This window comes from Micromonospora sp. SL4-19 (assembly GCF_047921475.1).
In the GTDB taxonomy this organism is placed as follows: domain Bacteria; phylum Actinomycetota; class Actinomycetes; order Mycobacteriales; family Micromonosporaceae; genus Micromonospora.
On sequence record NZ_JBLROB010000001.1, the window covers coordinates 599,889 to 622,625 of the forward strand.

A 22,737-nucleotide genomic window follows, 5' to 3' on the forward strand; every position below is an offset into this window, starting at 1 on the left:
CGTGTCACGGCAAGACTACGCACGTCACAGGGCCGTCCGGGAGGGGGTGACCGGTGCTCATTTCGCGTCTGCGGCGAGCGTCACCGAGGCGTTCTGCCGGGTCGACCCCCGCCGGTACTCCACCGTCACCACCGAGCCCGGGGCGTATTTGCGGACCATTGCCACCAGGTCGGCCGGGTCGGCCATCGGGTGCCCGTCCAGCCGCAGCACCACGTCGCCGGCCTCCAGCCCGGCCGCGGCGGCCGGACCGGACGGCTCCACCGCGTTCAGGCGTACGCCGCCACCGGTGACGCCGGTGCCGCCCACCTGCGCGCCGATCACCGTACGCCGGGCCTTGCCGGTGCCGATGATGTCCTGGGTGACCCGCTTGGCCTGGTTGATCGGGATGGCGAAGGCGAGCCCGATGTTTCCGGCCTCCTGCCCGTCGGCGACCAGCGACTTGATCGTCGAGTTCACGCCGACCACTCGGCCGGCGGCGTCGACCAGCGGGCCCCCGGAGTTGCCGTGGTTGACCGCCGCGTCGGTCTGGATCGCGGCGTAGTAGCGCGTCGGGCCGCCCGGCTCGCCGGCCTGCATGGTCCGGTCCAGGGCGCTGACGATGCCGGCGGTGACGGTGTTGGCGAGCGAGAGCGGCGAGCCGATGGCGAGCACCGGGTCGCCGACGGCGAGCGCCTCCGAGTCGCCGAACTCCACCGGCTTCAGTCCGGCACGCGCCACCTTGATCACCGCGATGTCCGACTCCGGGTCCTGGCCGACGACGGTGCCCGGTGCCGAGCTGCCGTCATTGAAGATCACCGTGGCCTTGCCGGTGCCACCGGAGACCACGTGGTCGTTGGTGACGATGTGCCCCTCGCCGCTGACCACGAAGCCCGAGCCCTCGCTGATGCCGCCCAGGCTCGCCATCCGGATGGTCACCACGCTGGGCAGCACCTTCTCGGCGACGCCGGCCAGCGACTCGGGCCTGCGCTGGGCGAGCGGCGGGGCCTGCCCGGACTGCGCGCCGAGGATGGGGAGGTTGGCGCCACCGCGCAGGAAGGCGTACGTCAGGGCACTGCCGAGCGAACCGGCCAGCAGTGCCGTGATCAGCGAGATCAGCACGACCTGCCGTAGCCGGGGCCGGCCCGGCGCGTCCGGGTCGCTGACCGGTTCGGGTTCGCTGCCGCCGCCGACCGGGGCGGCGGGAACCACCACCGCGGCGGGCGCGTACGGATCGCGCCATGGGTCGGCGAGCGCGTCGGACCACCAGGGTGAGGTCGTGCCGCCCCCGGCGCCCTGGGCGCCCTGAGGGGCCCGCGGCGGGCTCCCGGGCACCGGCCCTCCCGCCGGTGCCGAGGTCCCGCCGGGCTGGCGCCAGTCCCAGCCGTCGGTCACGTCGGTGCCTCCCAGTCCGTCCCGCACGTCCCGACGGGGCCGGCGAAGCCGACCGAGCCACCCGGGACACCGTCCAGGATTGCACGAATGCCCGGAGTGGAGTCAGGGGTTGCCCGCCGTGATCGTCCTGGAGCCGACTCGCGGCTGCGCCCGTCGCATCCCGCCTCTAGGCTCATACCCCGAACCAGCCCCTCGCACCACTCCCGCCGCCCGGAGGTGTCCCATCGCCACGGTCGCCAGCTCCGGCAACGCGACGGCCCAGGCGCTCCAGTTCGCCGAGTCGTACGTGACCGAGGATCTCGTGCTGCGCACGGCCCGCAGTCTCGCCCACGAGGTGGGTGTGGACGCGGTGACACCGGGGGCCGGGGCCGCGTTGCGACTGCTCGCCGCCGCCGGGAACGCCCGCGCGGTGGTGGAGATCGGCACCGGCACCGGGGTCAGCGGTCTCTGGCTGCTGCGCGGCATGCGCCCCGACGGGGTGCTCACCACCATCGACGTGGAGGTGGAGCACCAGCGGATCGCCCGGCGGATCTTCGCGGAGGCGAGCTTCCCGCCGGGGCGTACCCGGATCATCACCGGCCGCGCCCTCGACGTGCTGCCGCGGCTCGCGGACGGCGCCTACGACCTGGTCTTCGTCGACGCGGAGGTGGCCGGCTTCACCGCCTGCGTGGACGCCGCGCTGCGGCTGCTGCGGCCGGGTGGGGTGCTCGCGCTCAACGGCGCCCTCGCCGGCGGCCGGATCGGCGACCCGGCCGCGCGCGACATGGAGACGGTCATCGTCCGGGAGACCATCAAGGGGATCCGGGAGTCGGAGCACTGGGTCCCCGCGCTGCTGCCGGTCGGGCACGGCCTGCTCGCCGCCGTGAAGGCTTGACCCCGCGCCGGCCGCCGCCGGGCGCGGGGTCAGCCCGCGCGGTCAGCCCAGCGTCGCCAGCCAGCGCAGCAGCCCGCGTACGCCCCAACCGGTGGCGCCCCGGGTCAGCTCGGCGTGCGCGTCCTCGGACCAGGAGGGGGCGGACATGTCCACGTGCACCCAGCGGTCGCGCAGGTCGCCGCTGAACTCGCGGAGGAAGAGCGCGGCCACCACCGAGCCGGCACCCCGGTCCGGGGAGCTGTGCAGGTCCGCCACCTCGCTGCCCAGGTACTCGACGTAGTCGTCCGGCAGCGGCATCCGCCAGGCCCGCTCGCCCGCCGCCTCGATCGCGGTCAGCAGGTCGGTCGCGAGCTGGTCGTTCTCGCTGTAGAGGGCACCGTGTCGCTTGCCGAGCGCGACCGCGTTGGCACCGGTGAGGGTGGCCAGGTCGACCAGCAGGTCGGGCCGGAGCTCGCGCGCCGCGTACGCCATCGCGTCGGCGAGCACCAGCCGGCCCTCGGCGTCGGAGTTGGTGCTCTCGCTGGTCAGGCCGCCGTAGTGGCGGATGATGTCGCCGGGGCGGAACGCCGAGCCGCTGACCATGTTCTCGGCGAGCGGCGCGAGCGTGGTGACCCGGACCGGGAGCCGCAGCGCGGCGGCGCCCAGCGTCGCGGCGACCACCGCGGCGGCGCCGGCCATGTCCTTGCGCATCAGCTTCATCGCCGGCACCGGCTTGATGGAGATGCCCCCGGTGTCGAAGGTGATCCCCTTGCCGACCAGCACCACGTGGGTACGCGCGTCCGCCGGCCGCCAGTCCAGCTCGACCAGGCGGGGACCGCTGGCCGAGCCGCCACCGACGGCGAGGATGCCGCCGAAGCCCTCCGCCGCGAGTTCCGCGGGCTCGCGTACCCGAAGGTGCAGGTCGGGGCAGTCGGCCGCCGCAGCCTGGACCTGGGCGGCGAACCAACCCGGGTTCTTGATCGACGAGGGGGTGTTGGTCAGGTCGCGGGCCAGCCGGGTCATCTCGGCGGTGGTCCGGGCCGTCGCCAGGGTCGCCGCGAGCGCGTCCGGGTCGCTCACCACGACGTCCACCTCGGCCAGCGCGGGCGTCCCGCCGGCCTCGGTCATCCGGAACCGGTAGGAGCCCAGCAGCAGTCCTTCGACCAGGCCACGCAGCGCGGCCGCGGCATCGGCCGGGAGCGACACCGTGAGGTACGTCTCATCCTTGGCGGCCCGGGCCAGCGCCGCTCCCGCGGTGCGCCAGGCGTGTTCGTCGCCCGCGCCGACGCCGAGCAGCACCAGGCGCGACGGCGTGCCGCCCGGGCGCAGGTGCTCCCGGAGCTCGCCGGCGTCGCCGCTCAGCCGGGCCGCGGGAAGCAGCGCGGCCGCCTCGGCCCGGACGTCGTCGGCGGGCGGCGAGCCGGTGGGGACCAGCACGGCCGGGGCATCCGGCCCTTCTGGACGAACGGGCAGGACGAGGGTGTCGAGCCGCACGGGCTCGCTCACCAGACGAATGGCCAGCACGCTGGACCGTACCTCCGGAAAATTCTTGAAGCGGGACTTTTCGCCGCTCTCAGGCCGGCGAAGACCCTGAGCCACCGGCCGGGCCGGTGGCTCAGGGAAGGACGAACCGTTCGCGCGACGCGCGTCGCGCGGACCGCTCCTCGATCAGCCGGCGGCCGCCTTCAGCGCGTCACCGAGCGCGGTGGCCTCGTCCGGAGTCATCTCGACGACGAGCCGGCCACCACCCTCCAGCGGGACCCGCATGACGATGCCCCGGCCCTCCTTGGTGACTTCCAGCGGACCGTCGCCCGTCCGCGGCTTCATCGCCGCCATGTTGTCTCCCCTCAGACCTACATCAGGGTCGGTGGGTTGCCCCACAGCCACTTCGCCATAACCACCCGCAGCCATCACGGGGGCGTCGACAACGATTTTCCCTGATGAACACCGCCGGACCCAAACCGAAGCGGCATTGATGTAACAGCACCTAGCATATCTTGGGTAGGCCTGTCACAATGTGCGGTCATGCAGGCACGGTCGGCACTCTTCGACCTGTACGGCGACCACCTCCGAGCCAGGGGTGGGCGCGCACCGGTCGCCGCCCTGGTCAAGCTGTTGGCACCGCTCGGAATCGCCCCTCCGGCGGTACGCACTGCGGTCTCCCGGATGGTCCGCCAGGGCTGGCTCGACCCGCTCCGACTCGCCTCCGGGCCGGGGTATTCGATCACCCCCAAAGCAGCCCGACGACTCGACGAGGCGGCGGCCCGGATCTACCGCACCGGCCGGCACAGCTGGGACGGCCGGTTCGACCTGCTGGTGCTGGAGGCGCCCACCTCCCGACGGGACCGGCAGCGACTCGCCGCCAACCTGACCTTCCTCGGCTACGGCACGCTCGACGACTGCACCTGGGTGGCGACCCGGCCCGGTGAGGACGTGGACGTGCTGCTGGCCGAGGCGGGCGTGCACTACGAGCGGTTCACCGCCGCCCACGCCGCCGGCACCCCGGGCGCGATGGCGGTGGTCCGCCGCGCCTGGGACCTGGCCGAGATCGGCCGGGCGTACGACCGGTTCGTCACCGAGCAGAAGCCGCTCCTCACCGGCGTCACCGTGCGCAGCAGCGACGAGGACGCGTACGCGGTCCGGTTCCGGCTCGTGCACGCGTGGCGTACCTTCCTCTTCCAGGACCCGCAGCTGCCCCCGGCGCTACTTCCCGAGCGCTGGCCGGGCAGCAGCGCGGCCAGTTTCTTCGACCGGCACGCGGCCCGACTCCGGCCGGCCGCCGACCGGTACGTCGAGCAGTGCCTCGACGCCAGCAACAACCGCCTAGCCCGACAGAAGGGTCATTAGAACGTGACCGAGCCGCTGCTCGTCGACCGCACCGACGCCGTCGTCACCCTGACGCTGAACCGCCCGACGGCGATGAACTCGCTCGACGTGGCGCTCAAGGAGGCGCTCCGGGACACCCTGGCCGAGCTGGAGACCGACCGGTCCTGCCGGGCGGTCGTGCTGGCCGGCGCGGGCAGCTCGTTCAGCGCCGGGCAGGACCTGCGGGAGCACGTGCAGACCCTCGAGTCCGGCGACGCCGACCCGCTGGGCACTGTGCGGGCCCACTACAACCCGATCGCCGCCCGGCTGGCCAACCTGCCCAAGCCGGTGATCGCCGCGGTCCGGGGCATGGCCGCCGGGGCCGGCGCCTCGCTGGCGTTCCTCGCCGACTTCCGGATCGGCGGGCCGAAGACGAAGTTCCTGATGGCCTTCGCCGGGGTCGGGCTCGCCGCCGACACCGGCGCCTCCTGGACGCTGCCCCGGCTGGTCGGCCACGCCAAGGCCGTCGAGCTGCTGATGCTCGCCGAGCCGGTGGGCGCCGAGGAGGCCTGCCGGCTCGGCCTGCTCACCCGCCTGGTCGACGACGACGAGAAGGTGCTGCCGACCGCGCAGGAGCTGGCCGCCCGGCTCGCCACCGGCCCGACCGTCGCGTACGGGGCGATCAAGCGCCAGCTCTCCATCGCCGACGCCGGCACCCTCGCCGACGCGCTCGCCGCCGAGGCACGGGCCCAGTCGATCTGCGGCGCCACCGCCGACCACAAGGCCGCCACCCTGGCCTTCGTCAACAAGCAGAAGCCCACCTTCGCGGGCCACTGACGTCCGGGGCGTGCTCGGCGGGCGGGGCGGGATCAGCGGGCGACGTAGCCGCCGTCGATCGGGATGGTGTGGCCGGTGATCCAGGCGGCGTCGTCGGAGGCGAGGAAGAGGACCACGCCGGCGACGTCGTCGGGGGTGGGGATGCCGGGTTTCGGGTTGAACGACTCCATCTGCCGGCGCATCTGCCCCGGATCGGGCGCGGTGTCGATGAAGTGCTCCACCAGCGGGGTCATCACCACGGTCGGGGCGACCGCGTTGACCCGGATGCCGCGCGCCGCGTACTCGATCGCCGCCGAGCGGGTCAGGCCGACGATGCCGGCCTTGGTGAAGGTGTACGGGGAGATGTTCTCCTGCGCGGCCAGCGCCGTGGTGGACGAGGTGTTGACGATCGCGCCCCCGCCGCCGCGCAACATCGCGTCGATGCCGTAGCGGAGGACGAAGAAGACCCCGTCGCCGTTGATCCGGCGGACCCGCTCCCAGTTCGCCACGTCCATCTCGTGCAGCGCCTGCTGTTGGCCGTCGATGCCGGCGTTGTTGAAGATGACGTCGATCCGGCCGTACCGCTGCATGGCGTCGGCGATGCCCTGCTCGACGGAGGTGGCCTCGCCGGTGTCCACCCGCACCGCGTAGGCGTCGGGCAGGCCCGCGGCCACCCGCTCGGCGCCCTCGGCGTCGATGTCGGCGATCACCACCTTGGCGCCCTCGCCGGCGAAGCGGCGGGCGGCCGCCGCGCCGAGCCCGGACGCACCGCCCGTGATGAACGCGACCTTGTCCTGGAACCGCATCCGCCCCCCTCGCGCGGCCGGCCGTCGCCGGCCCCTTCCGGCACGGTAACCGGGCCGGGGAGGGTCAGTCGTCCTCTTCCGGATCCTGGTTGGCCTCGACGCCGAGCACGAACGCCTGCATGGCCAGCTCGTCGCCGCTGGGCGAGACGAAGGCGGGCAACTCCCGCGGGCCCAGCTCCTGCACGTACGACCAGAAGATCCGGACCGCCTCGGCGGGCGAGGCCGCCTCGATCGGCAGGTCGAGGCTGACCAGCCAGGACCGACGGGCCGGGGGCGGGCCCAGCCGGGCCGCCAGCTCCCGCCAGACCGCCGGGTCGAGCCCGGTCACCGGCCCGTCGAGGGCCAGGCCGCCGACCGGCACCGGCTCGTCGAGCGCCCGCCGGGTGTACGTCACCACGAGCGTCCCCGGGCCGGCCTCGGACTGCGGGTCATCCGGGTCCTCCCGGATCTCCGTGGTGGCCAGGGCGACCCGACCGAGGGCCACCAGCCGCAGCGGCTCGTCAACCAGCACCGCGACCGGGTCACCCGGCCGGGGCCGGGCCCGGCCGTCCAGGCCGGTCAGCTCCAGCGTGTCGTGGTGCACCAGCCGCTCGGCCTCGTACCGCTCGGCGGGCAGCAGCACCGCCCAGGCGCCGGGAGTGGTGCCCTCGATCGTCCCGCTCGTACGGAGCTCGGTGTCGGTCATTGGCCAATCCCATCACGCCCGGCCGGTGCCGGTCCCGGCACGGCTACCGCCGGGTCACGGCCCGACCGGCTCGACAACGACGTGGCAGCCGACGAGGTGGTCGTCCACCATGCCGGTGGCCTGCATCAGCGCGTACGCGGTGGTGGGGCCGACAAAACGGAAGCCCCGCTTCTTGAGCGCCTTGGCCAGCGCGGTGGACTCCGGGGTGAGCGCCGGCACCGAGGCGAACGACTGCGGCCGGGCCGGCCGGGGCGGCGGCGCGTACGACCAGAGCAGGGCGGAGAGGCCGTCGGGCAACTCCAGGGCGGCGCGGGCGTTGGCGACGGCCGCCTCGATCTTGGCCCGGTTGCGCACGATCCCGGCGTCGGCGAGCAGCCGGGCGACGTCGGCCTCGCCGTAGCCGGCGACCTTCTCGATCCGGAACTCGTCGAAGGCGAGCCGGAACGCGGGACGCTTGCGCAGGATGGTCAGCCACGACAGGCCCGACTGGAACGCCTCCAGGGTCAGCCGCTCGTAGAGCGCGTCGTCGCCGCGCAGCGCCCGGCCCCACTCCCGGTCGTGGTAGACGGCGTAGTCCGGGGTGCTCGCCCCCCAGGCGCAGCGGGGCAGCCCGTCGGCGCCGGTCACCAGGTCAGTCACGGCGTACACGGTAGGCCAGCCCACCGACAGGCAGCGCGCACCGGTCAGGGCAGCCGGCCCTGCTCCACCAGCCGAGCGAACTTCTTCAGCGCCTGGGTGAGGCTGAACTTCGAGCCGGGCCAGAGCACCGGCCACGCCACCCGGCCGGCGGTCCCGCCGGGCAGGTGGAACCACTCGTGCCAGACCACCTGGGTCCGGCCCCGTTCCACCGGGGTGCAACGCAGCACGCCGGGGCCACGCAGCAGCTTGCCGCAGTGCACCACCCCGACCTCGTACGGAGCGTCCACCCGAACCACCCGCATCTCGTCCCGCAGCACCGCCGGGCCGAGCGTGGTGACCGCCTCGACCAGGCTCCCCTCGCCGCCGTCCCCCTCGACCAGCCGGACGGTGGTGAGCGGGATCCAGTCGGACTGCCGCTCCCAGTCGGTCAGCGCGGCGAAGACCCGCGGGGCCGGAGCGTTGACGATCACCGTCGCGCTGACCTCCGCGGCACCGGGCTGGGCCGCCTCGGCGAATCCGTCGCCCTCCGGGCCGGTCACGCCGACTCCGACCGGACCACCCCGCCGCGCTCCCGGTCACCGTCGGCGTCGGCCTCGACGCCGGGGTCGTTCTGGTCGGTGGACTCGGCGGCCGACGCGGTGGAGGCGGGGTCCGCCGGCGAACGCAGGGAGAGCGGACGGTCGTCCGCCTCCTGGTCGACGGACGCGGCGACCGGCGCGAGCGGACCGGCCGGCGTCGCCGGCGCGTCCGCGGCGGGCACCGTCTCGTCCTCGACTGCGGCCGCGGCGGGCGCGTCGGCCACCCCGGCCTCGGCGGCCGGCGCGTCGGCCGGGCGGTCGGCGGACGAGGGCACCGCGTCGGCCGGGGTGCCGGCGGGGGCCGCTCCGGCGGCCTCCGCCCGGGTGCGGCGCAGCGCGTCGGCCTCCTCGGTCCGCCCCTCGCGGAGCGCGGCGACCTCGGCCTCCAGCACGCCGATCAGCTCGGACTTGTAGCCGATGTCGTACGCGGCCCGGCGCATCGCCTGGTCGACCTGGGCCATCCGGTAGCCGCGCAGCGCGGTGTCGAAGCGCACCTCGGCGACGTCCGACTCGTGCAGCGGGCGGCTGCCCGGCAGGGGCACGGCCCGCCCGTCCGGCTCGGTCGGCACCAGGCCCGGATCGCGCCCGGAGACCAGCACCGTCACCCCGAACACCACCGCCGCGACGGTCAGCGCGACGACCAAGAGGAGCAAAACCTGACCCATGGGGAGATCGTGGCACGCGGGCCGGCATCGGGCGAGCCCTCCACCCGCTCCGATCATGATTCGCAACCCGGCGTACCGGGCGGGGCAGCCGAGGCGGGACCGGATAGCGTCGGGGGCGGCCGGCGGACGACCGGGGATCAGGAGGCGTACATGGCCGGGGCGCTGCGGCTCGGTGGGCGGACGTTCTCCCCCGGTGAGCTGCTGGTGATGGCGATCGTCAACCGCACGCCGGACTCGTTCTTCGATCGGGGCGCCACCTTCGCCCAGGACAGCGCGCTGCGCGCGGTCGAGCGGGCGGTGGCCGACGGCGCGGAGATCATCGACATCGGCGGGGTGAAGGCCGGGCCGGGCGACGAGGTCGACGTGACCGAGGAGATCCGCCGGACGGTGGACACCATCGCCGCGGTCCGGGCCGCCTTCCCCGAGGTGGTCATCTCGATCGACACCTGGCGGGCCGAGGTGGCGGTGGAGGCGGTGGCGGCCGGCGCCGACCTGCTCAACGACACCTGGTCGGGGGCGGATCCCGCGCTGGCCCGGGTCGCCGCGGAGACCGGCGCCGGGCTGGTCTGCTCGCACGCGGGCGGCCTCACCCCCCGGACCCGACCGCACCGGGCCGCGTTCGACGACGTGGTGACCGACGTGGTCGCGACGGTGGCCGGGCTCGCCGAGCGCGCGGTCGGTCTCGGCGTACGCCCGGACGGGATCCTGATCGACCCGGCGCACGACTTCGGCAAGAACACCCGGCACTCGCTGGAGATCACCCGGCGGTTGACGGAACTCACCGACACCGGGTGGCCGCTGCTGGTCGCCCTGTCGAACAAGGACTTCATCGGCGAGACGCTGGACCTACCGGTGCCGGAGCGGTTGGAGGGCACGCTGGCCGCCACCGCCGTGTCGGCCTGGCTGGGCGCCCGGGTGTTCCGCGCCCACCAGGTCCGCGAGACCCGCCGCGTGCTGGACATGGTGGCCTCGATCAAGGGTGATCGGCCGCCGACGCTGACCCGCCGCGGCCTGGCCTGAGCCGACGACAACTCCAGCGCGGCCGGCGTCAGGTCCAGCGGAGGATGTTCTTGCGCCAGGCGTAGAGGATGCCGAGCGCCACCACGGCGACGAAGACCGCCATCTCCACCACGGTGGTCACGCCGAAACCGGGCCGGTCGAAGACCAGCGCCCAGGGGAAGAGGAAGACCGCCTCCACCGCGAAGAGCACGTACAGGTACGCGTAGACGTAGTAGCGGATCTGCATCTGGGCCCAGTCGCCACCGACCGGGTCGAGACCGCACTCGTAGTTGGCCCGCTTTCCCCAGGGTTCGGCCGGACGGCCGGGGCGTAACACCCGATTCGCCGAGAACGCCGTGACGAAGAAGAGCACGGCGGCGAGCAGCAGGAGACCGAGCGTGGCGTACGAGCCGAGGTAACCGGTCACGGTCGGGAGCCTACCGTTCCCTCGTGCGGTGACGTGAATTACGAGCGAGGGTCACTAAACGCCGCAAAAGCGGGCATACAGTGGCCCGATCAGGTCTCATACGTCGGACCTCCACCAAGGTTGCCCTAAGGGGTCGACGTAGGCTCTGACGTGAGAAATGGAGCGGGCCGGGCCAGCGACGGACGGCCGGCGGCGACAGCGCGTCTAGGAGGGCACGTGGCCGGGCAAGGCGGGGTCACCATCAGGTTCAGCCGCCCGTACGACGGCGCCGAGCGAAGCGAGGTGCGGGCGTGACCAAGCAGATCCGTCAGCTGGACCGGGTGGTGATCCGGTTCGCGGGGGACTCCGGGGACGGCATGCAGCTGACCGGTGACCGGTTCACCTCGGAGACGGCGCAGTTGGGTAATGACATCTCCACGCTGCCCAACTTCCCGGCCGAGATCCGGGCCCCCGCAGGCACCCTGCCCGGCGTGTCGAGTTTCCAGGTGCATTTCGCCGACTACGACATTCTGACCCCCGGCGACGCGCCGAACGTGCTGGTGGCGATGAACCCGGCGGCGCTCAAGGCCAATCTGGCCGACCTGCCGCGTGGGGCGGACATCATCGTGAACACCGACGAGTTCACCAAGCGGAATCTGGCGAAGGTGGGTTACGCGTCCAGCCCGCTGGAGGACGACTCCCTCGACGGCTACGTGGTCCACCCGGTGGCGTTGACGTCGATGACGATCGGCGCGTTGGCGGAGCTGGCGGTGTCGAAGAAGGACGCCGAGCGGGCGAAGAACATGTTCGCGCTCGGTTTGTTGAGCTGGATGTACTCGCGCCCGTACGAGTCGACGTTGCGGTTCCTCGAGCGGAAGTTCGCCGCCCGTCCCGAGCTGGTCGCCGCGAACGTGGCCGCGTTCCGCGCCGGGTGGAACTTCGGGGAGACCACCGAGGACTTCTCGGTGCGATACGAGGTGAAGCCGGCCCGGATGGTGCCGGGCACCTACCGGAACATCACCGGCAACGCCGCGCTCTCGCTGGGCCTGGTGGCCGCAGGGGTCCGTTCCGGGCTGCCCGTCTTCCTCGGGGCGTACCCGATCACTCCGGCATCGGACATCCTGCACGAGCTGAGCAAGCACAAGCGGTTCGGCGTGGTCACCATGCAGGCCGAGGACGAGATCGCGGCGGTCGGTGCGGCGTTGGGCGCCTCGTACGGCGGGTCGCTCGGGATCACCACGACCAGCGGCCCGGGCGTGGCGCTGAAGAGCGAGACGATCTCCCTGGCCGTGGCGCTGGAGCTGCCGCTGGTGATCGTGGACGTGCAGCGGGCCGGACCGTCCACCGGCATGCCGACCAAGACCGAGCAGGCCGACCTCAACATGGCCCTCTACGGCCGGCACGGCGAGGCGCCGGTCGCGGTGATCGCGCCGAAGTCCCCGGCGGACTGTTTCCACGCCGCCCTGGAGGCGGCGCGGATCGCGTTGACCTACCGCACGCCGGTGATCCTGCTGTCGGACAACTACGTCGCCAACGGCTCCGAGCCCTGGCTGCTGCCCGACGTGGCGTCGCTGCCCGACCTGCGGGTCGAGTTCGCCACCGCCCCCAACGGTGAGGACGGCGCAACGTTCCTGCCGTACCTGCGGGACCCGGAGACCCTGGCCCGGCCGTGGGCCATCCCGGGCACCAAGGGGCTGGAGCACCGCATCGGCGGGCTGGAGAAGGCCGACAAGACCGGAGACATCTCCTACGACCCGGCCAACCACGACTTCATGGTCCGTACCCGGGCGGCCCGGATCGAGACGATCCCGGTGCCGGACCTCGAGGTCGAGGACCCGGACGGCGACGCGCGGGTGCTGGTGCTCGGCTGGGGCTCCACCTACGGGCCGATCGGCGCGGCGTGCCGCAGCCTGCGCCAGCGGGGGCTGTCCGTCGCCCAGGCCCACCTGCGGCACCTGGCGCCGATGCCGGCCAACCTCGGCGAGGTGCTGCGCGCCTACGACCGGGTGGTGATCCCGGAGATGAACCTCGGTCAGCTCGCCCAGGTGATCCGGTCCAAGTACCTCGTCGACGCGATCGGCTACAACCAGGTCCGGGGCCTGCCGTTCACCGCCGCCGAGCTGGAGACGATGCTGGAAGAGGTCTGCAAGAATGTCTGAGCCCGTCGCCCTCAAGCTCACCGCCAAGGACTTCAAGTCCGACCAGGAAGTGCGCTGGTGCCCCGGCTGCGGTGACTACGCGATCCTCGCCGCCGTCCAGCAGTTCATGCCGGAGCTGAACATCCCCCGCGAGAACATCGTGTTCATCTCCGGGATCGGCTGCTCCTCCCGCTTCCCGTACTACATGAACACCTACGGGATGCACTCCATCCACGGCCGCGCCCCGGCGATCGCCACCGGCCTGTCCGTCACCCGCCCGGACCTGTCGGTCTGGGTGGTCACCGGCGACGGCGACGCGCTGTCCATCGGCGGCAACCACCTGATCCACGCGCTGCGCCGCAACGTCAACCTGAAGATCCTGCTGTTCAACAACCGGATCTACGGCCTGACCAAGGGTCAGTACTCGCCGACCTCAGAGATCGGGAAGATCACCAAGTCGACCCCGGTCGGCTCCGCCGACGCCCCGTTCAACCCACTGTCCCTGGCGTTGGGCGCGGAAGCCACCTTCGTGGCCCGGACCATCGACTCCGACCGCAAGCATCTCCAGTCGGTGCTGCGGGCCGCGGCCGAACACACCGGCTCGGCGTTCGTGGAGATCTACCAGAACTGCAACATCTTCAACGACGGCGCGTTCGACCAGCTCAAGGAGCCGGACACCCGCGACGACTACCTGATCCGGCTCGAACACGGACAGCCGATCACCTTCGGCAAGGACGGACAGCACTGCGTCGTCCACCCGCCGGGCGGCTTCGGGCTGGAGGTGCGCGACACCGCCACCACCCCGGCCGACCAGATCGTGGTCCACGACGCGGGCGTCACCGACCCGGCGTACGCCTTCGCCCTGTCCCGGCTGCCCGGCCTGGACCTGCGCAACACCCCGATCGGCGTGTTCCGCTCGGTGACCCGCCCCAGCTACGACAGGGTGGTGCAGGAGCAGGTCGCCACCGCGAAGGCGAAGGTCGACGAAACCCCGGAGCAGCAGCTCGCAGGTCTCCTCGCCAGCGGCGACACCTGGACGATCGTCTAGTGCCTGTTCTCCCGGACAAAGTCTCCGACCGTCCGGGAGAACAGCTCCGGCTGCTCCAGGTGCCACAGGTGCCCGACACCGGGGACGATCTCCAGCCGCGCCCGGGGAATCCCGTCGGCCAGTTCCCGGGCGCCCCGCAGGTTGGCCTTGTCGCGTGACCCGCAGAGCACCAGGGTCGGCGTGGCCACCTCGCCGAGCCGCGGACGCAGGTCCGTACGGGCGAGTTCCCGGAGGGCGTCCAGGTAGGTGCGGCGGCCGACGGCCCGGAAGTCCTCGGTCGCCTCGCCGACAAGTCGCGCTCGTTCGCGCTCCGGCAGCCCGCCGAGAGCCGGAGCGAGCAGGCCGGCGGCCAGCCGCGCCATGACACGCCCTGGCAGCAGGGTGGCAACCGCCCGCTGCACCGCCAGTGCGGGCGGCGGGGCGGCGATGCCGCCGGAGAGCACCAGGCTGTCGAGCCGCCCCGGGCGGGCCAGGCAGGCCAGCACGGCGACCGTGGCGGACAGCGACAGCCCCACGAGGTGCACCGGGCCGGGCACGTCGTCGATCAGGCCGGTCACGTCCGCGACCGCCCGCTCGAGGGTGAACGGCCCGGGACTGCTTCCGTGGCCGGGCAGGTCCGGAGCCAGCACCGAGTGGTCCGCACCGAGCGTATCCACCTGGCGGCGCCAGGTGCGGTTGGTGGCGGCGAGCGACGGCAGCAGGATGATCGTCTCCACGACGTCGTCTCTACCAGCAATCGCCGGTCGCCGCCGCCCCTGCGGCTCAGCCTGTGGTGGCCGGCTGGGGTCGGTCGTCGCGCACGTACACGATCATGTCGCCGGTCTCGATCTCGGCGCCGGCCCGGTCGGTCAGCGTCACCACCTTGCCCCGGCGGACCAGGGCGATGACCAGCGAGTCCAGCTCGCGCGGGCACCGGCCCACCTCGTCGCGCTCGGCCGAGCGCATGGCCAGCGCCATGCCCTGCCCGGGGGTGAGCAGGTCCTCCACCACGTCGATCAGTGGCGGGGCGGAGGTGGAGAGGCCGAGCAGCCGGCCGGCGGTCGCCGAGGAGACGATCACGTGGTGCGCGCCGCTCTGCTTGAGCAGCGGCGCGTTCTCCGCCTCGCGTACGGCGGCGATGATCCGGACCTGGCCGGCGGTGAGCTGCCGGGCGGTCAGCGCCACCATCACCGAGGCGTCGTCGCTGTCGGTCGCGATGATCACCGCCTTGGCCGTCCGTACGTGTGCCTCCTCCAGCACCGCCGAGCGGGTCGCCGAGCCCTCGATGCCGACCAACCCGGCCGAGGCGGCCTGCCGTAGCGCGGCGCCGTTCCGCTCCACCACCACGATCCGGGACTTGTCCATCCCGTTCTCCAGCAGCGCGGAGACGGCACTGCGGCCCTTGGTGCCGTAGCCGCAGATGATCACGTGGTCCTTCACGGTCCTCCTCCACCGGGTCGTGCGACGGCCGTTGCGGTACTGATCGGTCAGGACTTCCAGGGTGGTGCCGACCAGGATGATCAGGAAGAGCACCCGGGCCGGGGTGACGAACAGGACGTTGGCCAGCCGCGCCGACTGGCTGGCCGGCGTGACATCGCCGTAGCCGGTGGTGGAGAGCGAGACCACCGCGTAGTAGAAGCAGTCGAGGAGGGTCATCCCGTCCTCGTTCGCGTCGTGGTAGCCGTCCCGGTCCAGCCATACCACCGCCACCGTGGCGCAGACCAGGGCCACGGCGGCGAACACGCGCAGGCTGAGGGCACGCAACGGCGCCCGCCGGTGCGCCGGAAAATGGATCACCGTCGGTCCCGCTCCGCCATCGTCGCTCGCACGTGCCCAAAGATAACGGGTACGACGCGTTCCGGCCCTCCGGGTGGGTGGTCGCCGCGATCGCCGCACCAGCGGTAAGGATCTCGTCACATTTATCCGCGTCGCATCGGGTGAGACTCGGGGCACTTCACCCGTCCTGATGAGGGAGAACCGGATGCGGACACGTACGGCACTGACCACGGGGGCGGTGCTCTTCGGGATGCTGCTGGCCGCCGCGCCACCCGCGCTGGCGGACGCGCCCGCGAAGGGGCCCAAGCCGAAGCCGACGCGGACGACGACACCCAAACCCACACCGACGTCCAGTCCCACGCCCACGCCGACCTCCTCACCGACACCGACCACCTCACCCACACCGACCGCCTCACCCACGGACACGACGACACCCCCACCCACGCCGACACCGATGCCGACGGCGGACCGGACCGTCGTCCTGCTGCCCTCGCTTGTCGACGGGCTCGGCTCAACCGCGAGGGACGCCAACGCGCAGGGAGTGGTGGTCGGCGCCGCCAAGCTGGCCACCGGCTACTGGCACGCGGTGCGGTGGGTGGACGGCCAGATCGAGGACCTCGGCACCCTCGGCGGCCCGAACAGCCAGGCCGAGGCGATCGACGACCAGGGCCGGATCGTCGGGACGAGCCAGGACGCCCAGGGCGACAGCCACGCGGTCGCCTGGGTCGACGGCAGGATCCAGGACCTCGGCGTGAAGGGGCTGACCTCGATCGCGTACGACACGGCCGGCGATCGGGTGGTCGGCGTCTACCACGTCACCGACGGTTTCGCCGGCCGGCGGGCCTTCGTCCGTACCGGCGAAACCCAGGTCACCATCGACGTGCCCCCGGGGGCCAGCGCCACTGCGGTGAACAGCGCGGGGATGGTGGCCGGCACCCACGGCTGGCAGGACTGGAACGACCCGGCGCCGGACGTCAACCAGGCATTCGTCTGGCAGCACGGGGTGACCCGGACGCTCGGCACGCTCGGCGGCGCCACCAGCGTCGCCAACGGCATCAACGACCTCGGCCACGTGGTCGGCACCAGCAACACCGCGACCGGCGAGTCCGGCGCGTTCTTCTGGGACGGCACGGCGATGTGCCGGCTGGCCAGCTCCTCCCCCTCCCCGACCGCCCAGGCGGTCAACGACTCGGACCTGGTGGTCGGCACGGACGGCCGGGGCAGCCGGGCCATGGTCTGGCCGGACCCGTCGTCGGCGTCGCAGCTCCTGCCGCTGCCGCCCGAGGCGGTGGGCAGCCGGGCGATCAACGTCAACGACCAGGGCGTGATCGTCGGCGAGGCCGACTACCTCTCGCCGAGCTGGCACCCGCGCGCGGTCGTCTGGCGGTGACCGGGGCCGGCCCGGTCGGGCGGACCGGGCCGGTGTGCCGCGGGCGAACGCGGCATGATGGGACCCGGGGGACGACGACCGCGAGGAGGGCCGCATGTCGTTGCTGCGACGCGTGATCGGCGGGGTGCTCCGCCGGGTACGGCTGCGGCAGGGCCGCACGCTGCGTGAGGTCGCCCAGGCGGCGGGCGTCTCGCTGCCGTACCTCTCAGAGGTGGAGCGCGGCCGCAAGGAGGCCTCCTCGGAGGTGCTGGCGGCGATCTGCCGCGCGCTCGGGATCCACCTCTCCGATCTGCTGGAGGAGGCCCGCGACGAGCTGCGCCGGGTCGAACGGCGGGCGCCGGTGGCCTCCGGGATGGTGCTGGCCCGGCTGGACCGGGCACCCGTGGTGCGCGGCGAGCGCACCGGCCCGCAGCTGCGGGTCGGCGGTGGGCCGCGGCTGCACGTCACCCGGCGTCCAGCCACCCCGACCCCGCTCCTCGGCGGGTCGCTGCGGCTGCCGGCCACCATGCCGGCGCCGGTGGGCCCCGCGATCGGGTACGCGTCGCCGACGATCCTCGGGACGGGCACGCGGGTCTGGATGATCCCGTCCCCGCCGGCCGCGCGCCGTCGTCCGCGTACCTCGGTGGCGCTGGCCCGCCAGCGGGCCCGGGCCGGCCGGCGGCGGCTGACCGCCGCGTAGGCCCGGGCGGTTCTGCCCACGGCGGATCTGCCGCCGGCAGAAACCCTGGGCCCGGGGTCACCGCCCGCCGGAGGCTGGAGACCGCCGGTTGCCGGGCGGTTTCGTCGCCCACCGGCGGCACGGAGGGTGGTCAGGTCATGGGGTACGGCATCTGGATGCTGGACGGGGGGCAGCCGTCCTTCGGAGACCAGGTCTTCGAGCGGCTGCTCAAGGAGCGCATCGTCTTTCTCGGCACCGAGGTCACCGACGTCTCGGCCAACCAGATCTGCGCGCAGATCCTGCTCCTCGCCGCCGAGGACTCGGAGCGGGACATCTTCCTCTACATCAACTCGCCCGGCGGCTCGGTCAGCGCCGGGATGGCCGTCTACGACACCATGCGGTACGTCAAGAACGACGTGGCGACCCTGGCGCTGGGGATGGCCGGCTCGATGGGGCAGTTCCTGCTCTGCGCCGGCACGGCCGGGAAGCGTTTCGCGCTCCCCCACTCGCGGATCATGATGCACCAGCCCTCCGGCGGGATCGGCGGCACGGCCGCCGACATCACCATCCAGGCGGAGAACATGCTGCACGTGAAGCGGACCATGCAGGAGCTGATCGCCGAGCACAGCGGGCACGCGCTGGAGGAGATCCAGCGCGACTGGGACCGGGACCGCTGGTTCACCGCCGAGCAGGCCCGCGAGTACGGCCTGATCGACCAGGTGATCGCCCAGGCGGAGCAGCTCCCGGCGTGACCCACGGGGCGCCCGGAATCGGGGGCGGCCGGCGGGTTGATCCCGCCGGCCGCCGGGCTCCCGCCCAGGTCAGGGGTAGCTGACCACGGGGCTGGTGCCGTACGAGCCGACGACCGGGGTGCCGGCCTCGTTGATGGTGCGCTCGATGCCGCCGCTGCCGTCGAGGAAGACGGTGATCGCGTCGTGGAAGCGCACACCGGCCCGACGTGGCGCCTCGATCGCCCGATCGCAGCGGATGTCCACCTTCTGGTTGAAGTACGAGTACACGCCCAGCCCCCACGCCTCGTGCTCGCGTACGTGCTCGGCGACCTTGTACGAGGCCCAGCCCTGCCCGGTCGGGCTCTGCCAGGCGGCCTGGCTCGGCGGGTCGTACGGCAGCTCGCTCTGGTAGAAGACGGTGCGCCCGCGCTCGCCGTTCCACACCGTCTGCCACTGCTGGTAGTGCTCGACGAAGAGCCCGTACGCGGTCACGTCGTCGCCGTTGACCACCACCCCAGTGCCGGCGGTGTTGACGGTCCAGCCGATGGTGCCCGGCTTGCCGTGGTCGCCCCGCCAGGCCCAGATGTTGTCGATCAGGGTGTGCCGGCTGTTCACCACGAGGCTGGTGGCCGCCTTGCCGGCCAACGGCCCACCGATCCGGAAGAAGACGTCCTGGAGCGAGATCGGGTTCGTCGCGTGCGACCGGTGGCTGTTGCGCTTGCCGACCTCGACCAGAACCTCCGACTCGACCGGCCCGGCGTCGACCAGCACCCCGGCGATCCGTACGCCGTCCACGTCCTCGATCCGCAGCGCCGCGTCGCCGGTCGTCGGGGCGAGGCTGGGCATGCCGAGGCCGAGCACGACGGTGTCCGGGTGCTTGACCCGCAGCGCCCGGTCCAGGTGGTAGACGCCCGGGGTGAGCAGCAGGTGGCGGCCCTGGGACAGCTCCTGGTTGATCCGCTTGGCCGAGTCGGTGGGCCTGGCGACGAAGAAGTCGGTCAGCGGCAGTGTGGGCACCGGCCGGGGGCCCGCACCCCAGGTGGTGCCGGCGGTGTCACGCCGCAGCCCGGGTACGGCCACCCGCCAGCGGCCCGCGTCGTCGACGAGGAGGTACGGCTTCTCCCGGGTCACCGGGCTGGTGGGCAGGGTGGTGTAGGGCGGATTGGGGAAGCCCTGCGCGGGTGCGCCGACCACGCCGGAAAAAACCTGGTTCCAGACCCCGTTGGTCCAGTCGCCGCCGAGTTCGCTGTCCCGGGTCAGCCACTGCTGCTGGGAACCGTTGATGGTGATGCCGTCCACCTTGGAGTCGGCGATGTAGCCGCCGCTGGAGTAGCCGCCGTTGCCCGGCTCCAGCCACAGGATGCCCTTGATGTGCACCCGGCGCATCGGAGCCGCCTGGGAGACCGCCCACTGGTTCGACCAGTCGGTCGGGGTGACGGCGAGGTTCTCCACCGAGCGCCAGAAGTTGGTGAGGGCGGAGATTCCGGCCTGCGAGTTCGGGTCGGGCTGGCCGATCACGCGTACCGCGCCGTGGATCTCCACGTCGTCAGGGTGGGCGCCGAGGCCGGCGACGGTGGTGTAGTAGCCGAGCTTCGCGTTGACCTCGTACCGGCCGGGCTTGAAGAGCACGGCGTACCGGTCGGCGCCCATCTCGTTGCGCTCCTGGGCGGCGAAGAGCCGGTCCAGGGTGGACTGGATCTCCTCGGTCGGGGTGGACGGGTCGTACACGAAGACGTTCGGGCCGAAGTCGGGGTCGGCGGCGTCGCGGACGGTGGGCTCGGCCGCGGCCGAGCGGGCCGGGAGCCCGAGGGCGGTGAGGGAGGCCGCCGAGGCGGCGGTGAGGGTGAGGAAGCGGCGGCGGGAGTGGTCGAGTGATCTCATCTGCCTGCCTTCTGTGGTGGGATAGGGGCCGACCACGAGGGCCAGAGAGCGCTCTCAGGCCGGGCTGCCCTGTTCCTACCCCATCGACGCCGATCGCGCCAGGGCGCGTGGTTCCGGAACCTCAGCGGGTGTCGTAGCGGGCGCGCGCGGCCTCGACCTCGGTGAGGTGGGTGGTGGCCCACGCCTCCAGGCCGGCGACCAGGTCGAGCAGGCTGTGGCCGAGGTCGGTGAGCGCGTAGTCGACCCGGGGCGGCACGCTGGCGTGCACGGTACGGGTGACGATGCCGTCGCGCTCCAGGCCGCGCAGGGTCTGGGTGAGCATCTTCTGGCTGATCCCGTCGATCCGCTCGGCCAGTTCGCCGTAGCGCTTGTCGCCCGCGGCGAGGGTGAGCACGATCAGCACGCTCCAGCGGTCGCCGATCCGGTCGAGGACCTTCCGGCTGCCGCAGTTCCGGTTGAACGGGTCCGCCTGCACAGCATCACTCTCTTTCGGTGCGTACCGAACTTTAAGGTGCCTACTCTCCAACGGGAAGTAGCCTACCGCTGTTCCCGTTGGTCCCCGGTGACAGTTCCCTCCGAGAAGCACCACGGGAGTTTCCATGTCCATCGTCGTCACCGGCGCCACCGGCCACCTGGGCCGCCTGATCGTCTCCGCGCTGCTACGGCGGGGCGTACCCGCCGGCGAGATCGTGGCGCTCGGCCGCGACACCGACCGCCTGGCCGACCTGGCCGGGCGTGGGGTGGTCACCCGGCGGGCCGACTACGACGACCTCGACTCGCTTCGGGCCGCGTTCGCCGGCGCCGACCGGCTGATGTTCGTCTCCGGCAGCGAGGTCGGCCGCCGCACGGTGCAGCACGGCAACGTGATCACCGCCGCCGAGGAGGCCGGCGTCGGGCTGGTCGCCTACACCAGCATCGCCAACGCGGACACCTCCAGCCTGGTGCTCGCCGCCGAGCACAAGGCCACCGAGAAGGCGATCGGCGCGTCCGGCCTGCCGTACGTCTTCCTGCGCAACAGCTGGTACCTGGAGAACTACACCGCCCAGCTCCCCACGTACCTCCGGCACGGTGTGGCGGGCGCGGCGGGTGACGGCCGGGTCAGCGCGGCCACCCGCGCCGACTTCGCCGAGGCCGCCGCCGTGGTGCTCACCACCGAGGGCCACACCAACCAGGTGTACGAGCTGGGCGGCGCGCCGTTCACCATGACCGAGCTGGCCGCCGAGATCTCGCGGCAGAAGGGCACCGCCGTGTCGTACCTCGACCTGCCGGTCGACAAGTACACCGAGCTGCTGGTCGCGGCCGGCCTGCCGGAGGGGTACGCGGCCGCGCTCGCCGACGGCGACCGCGGACTCGCCCAGGGCGAGCTGGAGGTCGGCGACGCCCTGGCGAAGCTGCTCGGCCGCGCGCCGACGACACTCGCCGCGGCGATCCGCGCGGCGCTCTGACGTTCGCCCACGGTTTGATCGGTGAGGTTGGGGCCTCGGCACGCGCCGGTGGCCCCGACCTCCCCGAAGTTTGCGCTCGCCGGCGGGCGAGCCGGCGACGGCTACGCGGGCTCCGTGCGCCGCCTGACCAGGCCGTCGACGAGAGCCTCCACGTAGTCGGCCGTCTCCTCCCAGCAGGTGACGGCGTAGCACTGGATGCCCATCGCCTTGACCGGGTAGTCGTTGCCGCCGTGGTCCAGCCGGTCGCCGACGAAGAGCACGTTGTCGATCTTCAGGTCCAGGCACTCCAGCAGCTTGCGCATGCCGTACGCCTTGTCCACGCCCTTGCGGGTGACGTCGATCGAGGTCGAGCCGCCGCCACGCACCTCCAGGTCGGAAAGCTTCTCGGCGACCGCGCCCCGGAGCCGCTTCTTCTTGCTGCCGTCCGGGTCCCAGCCGTACTTCTCGGCCGGCGGGGCGGACTGGCCCAGCGCGGAGAAGGTGATCTGGCTGCCCCGGTCCTCGACGATGTCCCCCCAGGTCTTCGTCTCCCAGAGGCCCAGCGCCTTCGCCGACTCGGTGAGCGCCGCGACGATGCGCGCCTTGTCCGCCTCGCTCAGGTCCTCGGCGTAGACCAGTCGCCACTGGCCGTCCTGCCAGCGGTAGTAGCGGGTGCCACAGGTCGGCATCAGGTGCAGCCGCCGGCGCTGCTCCTCGGTCAGCTCGAGGTGGGCCAGCACCTGCGCCTCGAACTGCTCGAACCGGCCACCGGAGATGATCAGCACGTCCACCTCGGTGAGCAGGTGGCCGAGGAGTTCCGCCATCCGACGATCGATCTGGGACTTGGAAACCGCCAGGGTGTCGTCGAGGTCGAACGCCACCACTCGAAGATCGTTCATCAAGTACCACCATGTCGTCGCGGGCAGGCCAGGACTAGCAGGGTACCGACGGTGCCCCTCCGGCACCCGTGAGCCCCGAGCGTCACGCTACGCAGTCCTCCCTCGCGGAGCGTAACAGCGGGTCCGGATGGGAATCTGCCGGTTCGGTACTCTGCGTCGATGGCCGGCCTCGACGAGTTGCGGCCGCCAC

At 72.6% G+C, this 22,737-nt stretch carries 24 protein-coding genes; 10 read left to right on the forward strand and 14 right to left on the reverse strand.

The genetic code is table 11. The features are described 5' to 3' along the window. Positions 1–57: 57 nt before the first annotated feature. A complete protein-coding gene (locus ACNAVT_RS02735) occupies positions 58–1,371 on the reverse strand; it encodes a S1C family serine protease (RefSeq protein WP_416292850.1) in 1,314 nt (437 codons plus the stop codon). Between the two features lie 286 nt (positions 1,372–1,657). On the opposite strand from ACNAVT_RS02735, the gene ACNAVT_RS02740 reads away from it, so the two are divergent. After that, a complete protein-coding gene (locus ACNAVT_RS02740; RefSeq protein WP_416292448.1) occupies positions 1,658–2,245 on the forward strand; it encodes an O-methyltransferase in 588 nt (195 codons plus the stop codon). 42 nt (positions 2,246–2,287) lie between these two features. Here the strand turns inward: ACNAVT_RS02740 and ACNAVT_RS02745 are convergent, their stop codons facing one another. Further along, positions 2,288–3,748 (reverse strand): leucyl aminopeptidase family protein, encoded by a 1,461-nt coding sequence (locus ACNAVT_RS02745; protein WP_416292450.1) that lies wholly within the window; start codon positions 3,746–3,748, stop codon positions 2,288–2,290. A gap of 144 nt (positions 3,749–3,892) precedes the next feature. Further along, positions 3,893–4,060 carry a DUF3117 domain-containing protein gene (locus ACNAVT_RS02750; RefSeq protein WP_013283866.1) on the reverse strand — a complete coding sequence of 56 codons (168 nt, stop codon included), beginning with the start codon at positions 4,058–4,060 and terminating at the stop codon, positions 3,893–3,895. A gap of 189 nt (positions 4,061–4,249) precedes the next feature. Between ACNAVT_RS02750 and ACNAVT_RS02755 the strand changes: the two genes are divergently transcribed. Both ACNAVT_RS02755 and ACNAVT_RS02760 read left to right on the forward strand, forming a co-directional pair. After that, positions 4,250–5,071, forward strand: coding sequence for a PaaX family transcriptional regulator C-terminal domain-containing protein (locus tag ACNAVT_RS02755; protein ID WP_416292454.1), 822 nt, complete (start codon positions 4,250–4,252; stop codon positions 5,069–5,071). 3 nt (positions 5,072–5,074) lie between these two features. Beyond that, complete coding sequence (locus ACNAVT_RS02760) at positions 5,075–5,866, forward strand: enoyl-CoA hydratase/isomerase family protein (RefSeq protein WP_416292455.1); 792 nt, start codon at positions 5,075–5,077, stop codon at positions 5,864–5,866. A gap of 32 nt (positions 5,867–5,898) precedes the next feature. Here the strand turns inward: ACNAVT_RS02760 and ACNAVT_RS02765 are convergent, their stop codons facing one another. The 5 genes from ACNAVT_RS02765 to ACNAVT_RS02785 form a co-directional block, all read right to left on the reverse strand. Continuing rightward, a complete protein-coding gene (locus tag ACNAVT_RS02765; RefSeq protein ID WP_416292457.1) occupies positions 5,899–6,651 on the reverse strand; it encodes an SDR family NAD(P)-dependent oxidoreductase in 753 nt (250 codons plus the stop codon). A gap of 64 nt (positions 6,652–6,715) precedes the next feature. Next, positions 6,716–7,336: a hypothetical protein gene (locus tag ACNAVT_RS02770; protein ID WP_416292459.1), complete on the reverse strand. Its 621-nt coding sequence runs from the start codon at positions 7,334–7,336 to the stop codon at positions 6,716–6,718. 54 nt (positions 7,337–7,390) lie between these two features. After that, a complete protein-coding gene (locus tag ACNAVT_RS02775; protein WP_416292460.1) occupies positions 7,391–7,975 on the reverse strand; it encodes a DNA-3-methyladenine glycosylase I in 585 nt (194 codons plus the stop codon). A gap of 44 nt (positions 7,976–8,019) precedes the next feature. Further along, positions 8,020–8,514 carry an SRPBCC family protein gene (locus tag ACNAVT_RS02780; protein WP_416292462.1) on the reverse strand — a complete coding sequence of 165 codons (495 nt, stop codon included), beginning with the start codon at positions 8,512–8,514 and terminating at the stop codon, positions 8,020–8,022. After that, positions 8,511–9,218, reverse strand: coding sequence for a DivIVA domain-containing protein (locus ACNAVT_RS02785; RefSeq protein WP_416292464.1), 708 nt, complete (start codon positions 9,216–9,218; stop codon positions 8,511–8,513). The genes ACNAVT_RS02780 and ACNAVT_RS02785 overlap by 4 nt, the downstream gene beginning before the upstream one ends. Positions 9,219–9,368: 150 nt before the next feature. Between ACNAVT_RS02785 and folP the strand changes: the two genes are divergently transcribed. Continuing rightward, entirely contained in the window at positions 9,369–10,238 is an 870-nt protein-coding gene (gene folP, locus ACNAVT_RS02790; RefSeq protein WP_416292465.1) for a dihydropteroate synthase, read from the forward strand. A gap of 28 nt (positions 10,239–10,266) precedes the next feature. On the opposite strand, the gene ndhC is transcribed toward folP, so the two are convergent. Continuing rightward, complete coding sequence (gene ndhC, locus ACNAVT_RS02795) at positions 10,267–10,644, reverse strand: NADH-quinone oxidoreductase subunit A (protein WP_416292467.1); 378 nt, start codon at positions 10,642–10,644, stop codon at positions 10,267–10,269. Between the two features lie 290 nt (positions 10,645–10,934). On the opposite strand from ndhC, the gene ACNAVT_RS02800 reads away from it, so the two are divergent. Together ACNAVT_RS02800 and ACNAVT_RS02805 are read left to right on the forward strand one after the other, a co-directional pair. Next, a complete protein-coding gene (locus tag ACNAVT_RS02800; protein ID WP_416292469.1) occupies positions 10,935–12,782 on the forward strand; it encodes a 2-oxoacid:acceptor oxidoreductase subunit alpha in 1,848 nt (615 codons plus the stop codon). After that, on the forward strand, positions 12,775–13,809 hold the full coding sequence (locus ACNAVT_RS02805) for a 2-oxoacid:ferredoxin oxidoreductase subunit beta (protein WP_416292470.1): 1,035 nt from the start codon (positions 12,775–12,777) through the stop codon (positions 13,807–13,809). Before ACNAVT_RS02800 ends, ACNAVT_RS02805 begins: the two co-directional genes overlap by 8 nt. Here the strand turns inward: ACNAVT_RS02805 and ACNAVT_RS02810 are convergent. Both ACNAVT_RS02810 and ACNAVT_RS02815 read right to left on the reverse strand, forming a co-directional pair. Then, positions 13,806–14,525, reverse strand: coding sequence for an alpha/beta fold hydrolase (locus ACNAVT_RS02810; protein WP_416292472.1), 720 nt, complete (start codon positions 14,523–14,525; stop codon positions 13,806–13,808). The genes ACNAVT_RS02805 and ACNAVT_RS02810 overlap by 4 nt on opposite strands. Before the next feature lie 46 nt (positions 14,526–14,571). Continuing rightward, positions 14,572–15,585 (reverse strand): potassium channel family protein, encoded by a 1,014-nt coding sequence (locus tag ACNAVT_RS02815; RefSeq protein WP_416292473.1) that lies wholly within the window; start codon positions 15,583–15,585, stop codon positions 14,572–14,574. A gap of 184 nt (positions 15,586–15,769) precedes the next feature. On the opposite strand from ACNAVT_RS02815, the gene ACNAVT_RS02820 reads away from it, so the two are divergent. From ACNAVT_RS02820 to ACNAVT_RS02830, 3 genes are all read left to right on the forward strand, one after another. Further along, complete coding sequence (locus ACNAVT_RS02820; RefSeq protein WP_416292475.1) at positions 15,770–16,954, forward strand: hypothetical protein; 1,185 nt, start codon at positions 15,770–15,772, stop codon at positions 16,952–16,954. Between the two features lie 94 nt (positions 16,955–17,048). Beyond that, positions 17,049–17,633 carry a helix-turn-helix domain-containing protein gene (locus ACNAVT_RS02825; RefSeq protein ID WP_416292476.1) on the forward strand — a complete coding sequence of 195 codons (585 nt, stop codon included), beginning with the start codon at positions 17,049–17,051 and terminating at the stop codon, positions 17,631–17,633. A gap of 137 nt (positions 17,634–17,770) precedes the next feature. Next, complete coding sequence (locus ACNAVT_RS02830; protein WP_416292477.1) at positions 17,771–18,364, forward strand: ATP-dependent Clp protease proteolytic subunit; 594 nt, start codon at positions 17,771–17,773, stop codon at positions 18,362–18,364. Between the two features lie 69 nt (positions 18,365–18,433). Here ACNAVT_RS02830 and ACNAVT_RS02835 read toward each other — a convergent pair whose 3' ends face one another. Next, a complete protein-coding gene (locus ACNAVT_RS02835) occupies positions 18,434–20,224 on the reverse strand; it encodes an adenylyl cyclase (RefSeq protein WP_416292479.1) in 1,791 nt (596 codons plus the stop codon). A gap of 121 nt (positions 20,225–20,345) precedes the next feature. Further along, positions 20,346–20,699: a winged helix-turn-helix transcriptional regulator gene (locus ACNAVT_RS02840; protein ID WP_416292481.1), complete on the reverse strand. Its 354-nt coding sequence runs from the start codon at positions 20,697–20,699 to the stop codon at positions 20,346–20,348. Positions 20,700–20,823: 124 nt separating this feature from the next. Between ACNAVT_RS02840 and ACNAVT_RS02845 the strand changes: the two genes are divergently transcribed. Beyond that, on the forward strand, positions 20,824–21,669 hold the full coding sequence (locus ACNAVT_RS02845; RefSeq protein ID WP_416292483.1) for an SDR family oxidoreductase: 846 nt from the start codon (positions 20,824–20,826) through the stop codon (positions 21,667–21,669). A 101-nt stretch (positions 21,670–21,770) separates the two neighbouring features. Here the strand turns inward: ACNAVT_RS02845 and ACNAVT_RS02850 are convergent, their stop codons facing one another. Beyond that, on the reverse strand, positions 21,771–22,547 hold the full coding sequence (locus ACNAVT_RS02850) for an HAD-IIB family hydrolase (protein ID WP_416292485.1): 777 nt from the start codon (positions 22,545–22,547) through the stop codon (positions 21,771–21,773). Positions 22,548–22,737 lie beyond the last annotated feature (190 nt).

Excerpts from the sequence above, each read along its gene's own strand:
- ACNAVT_RS02845 (WP_416292483.1), top strand. The coding sequence starts at position 20,824 with ATGTCCATCGTCGTCACCGGCGCCACCGGCCACCTGGGCCGCCTGATC.
- ACNAVT_RS02755 (WP_416292454.1), top strand. The coding sequence starts at position 4,250 with ATGCAGGCACGGTCGGCACTCTTCGACCTGTACGGCGACCACCTCCGA.
- ACNAVT_RS02785 (WP_416292464.1), bottom strand. The coding sequence starts at position 9,218 with ATGGGTCAGGTTTTGCTCCTCTTGGTCGTCGCGCTGACCGTCGCGGCG.
- folP (WP_416292465.1), top strand. The coding sequence starts at position 9,369 with ATGGCCGGGGCGCTGCGGCTCGGTGGGCGGACGTTCTCCCCCGGTGAG.
- ACNAVT_RS02830 (WP_416292477.1), top strand. The coding sequence starts at position 17,771 with ATGGGGTACGGCATCTGGATGCTGGACGGGGGGCAGCCGTCCTTCGGA.
- ACNAVT_RS02850 (WP_416292485.1), bottom strand. The coding sequence starts at position 22,547 with ATGAACGATCTTCGAGTGGTGGCGTTCGACCTCGACGACACCCTGGCG.
- ACNAVT_RS02805 (WP_416292470.1), top strand. The coding sequence starts at position 12,775 with ATGTCTGAGCCCGTCGCCCTCAAGCTCACCGCCAAGGACTTCAAGTCC.
- ACNAVT_RS02750 (WP_013283866.1), bottom strand. The coding sequence starts at position 4,060 with ATGGCGGCGATGAAGCCGCGGACGGGCGACGGTCCGCTGGAAGTCACC.
- ACNAVT_RS02825 (WP_416292476.1), top strand. The coding sequence starts at position 17,049 with ATGTCGTTGCTGCGACGCGTGATCGGCGGGGTGCTCCGCCGGGTACGG.
- ACNAVT_RS02765 (WP_416292457.1), bottom strand. The coding sequence starts at position 6,651 with ATGCGGTTCCAGGACAAGGTCGCGTTCATCACGGGCGGTGCGTCCGGG.
- ACNAVT_RS02835 (WP_416292479.1), bottom strand. The coding sequence starts at position 20,224 with ATGAGATCACTCGACCACTCCCGCCGCCGCTTCCTCACCCTCACCGCC.
- ACNAVT_RS02820 (WP_416292475.1), top strand. The coding sequence starts at position 15,770 with ATGCGGACACGTACGGCACTGACCACGGGGGCGGTGCTCTTCGGGATG.
- ACNAVT_RS02770 (WP_416292459.1), bottom strand. The coding sequence starts at position 7,336 with ATGACCGACACCGAGCTCCGTACGAGCGGGACGATCGAGGGCACCACT.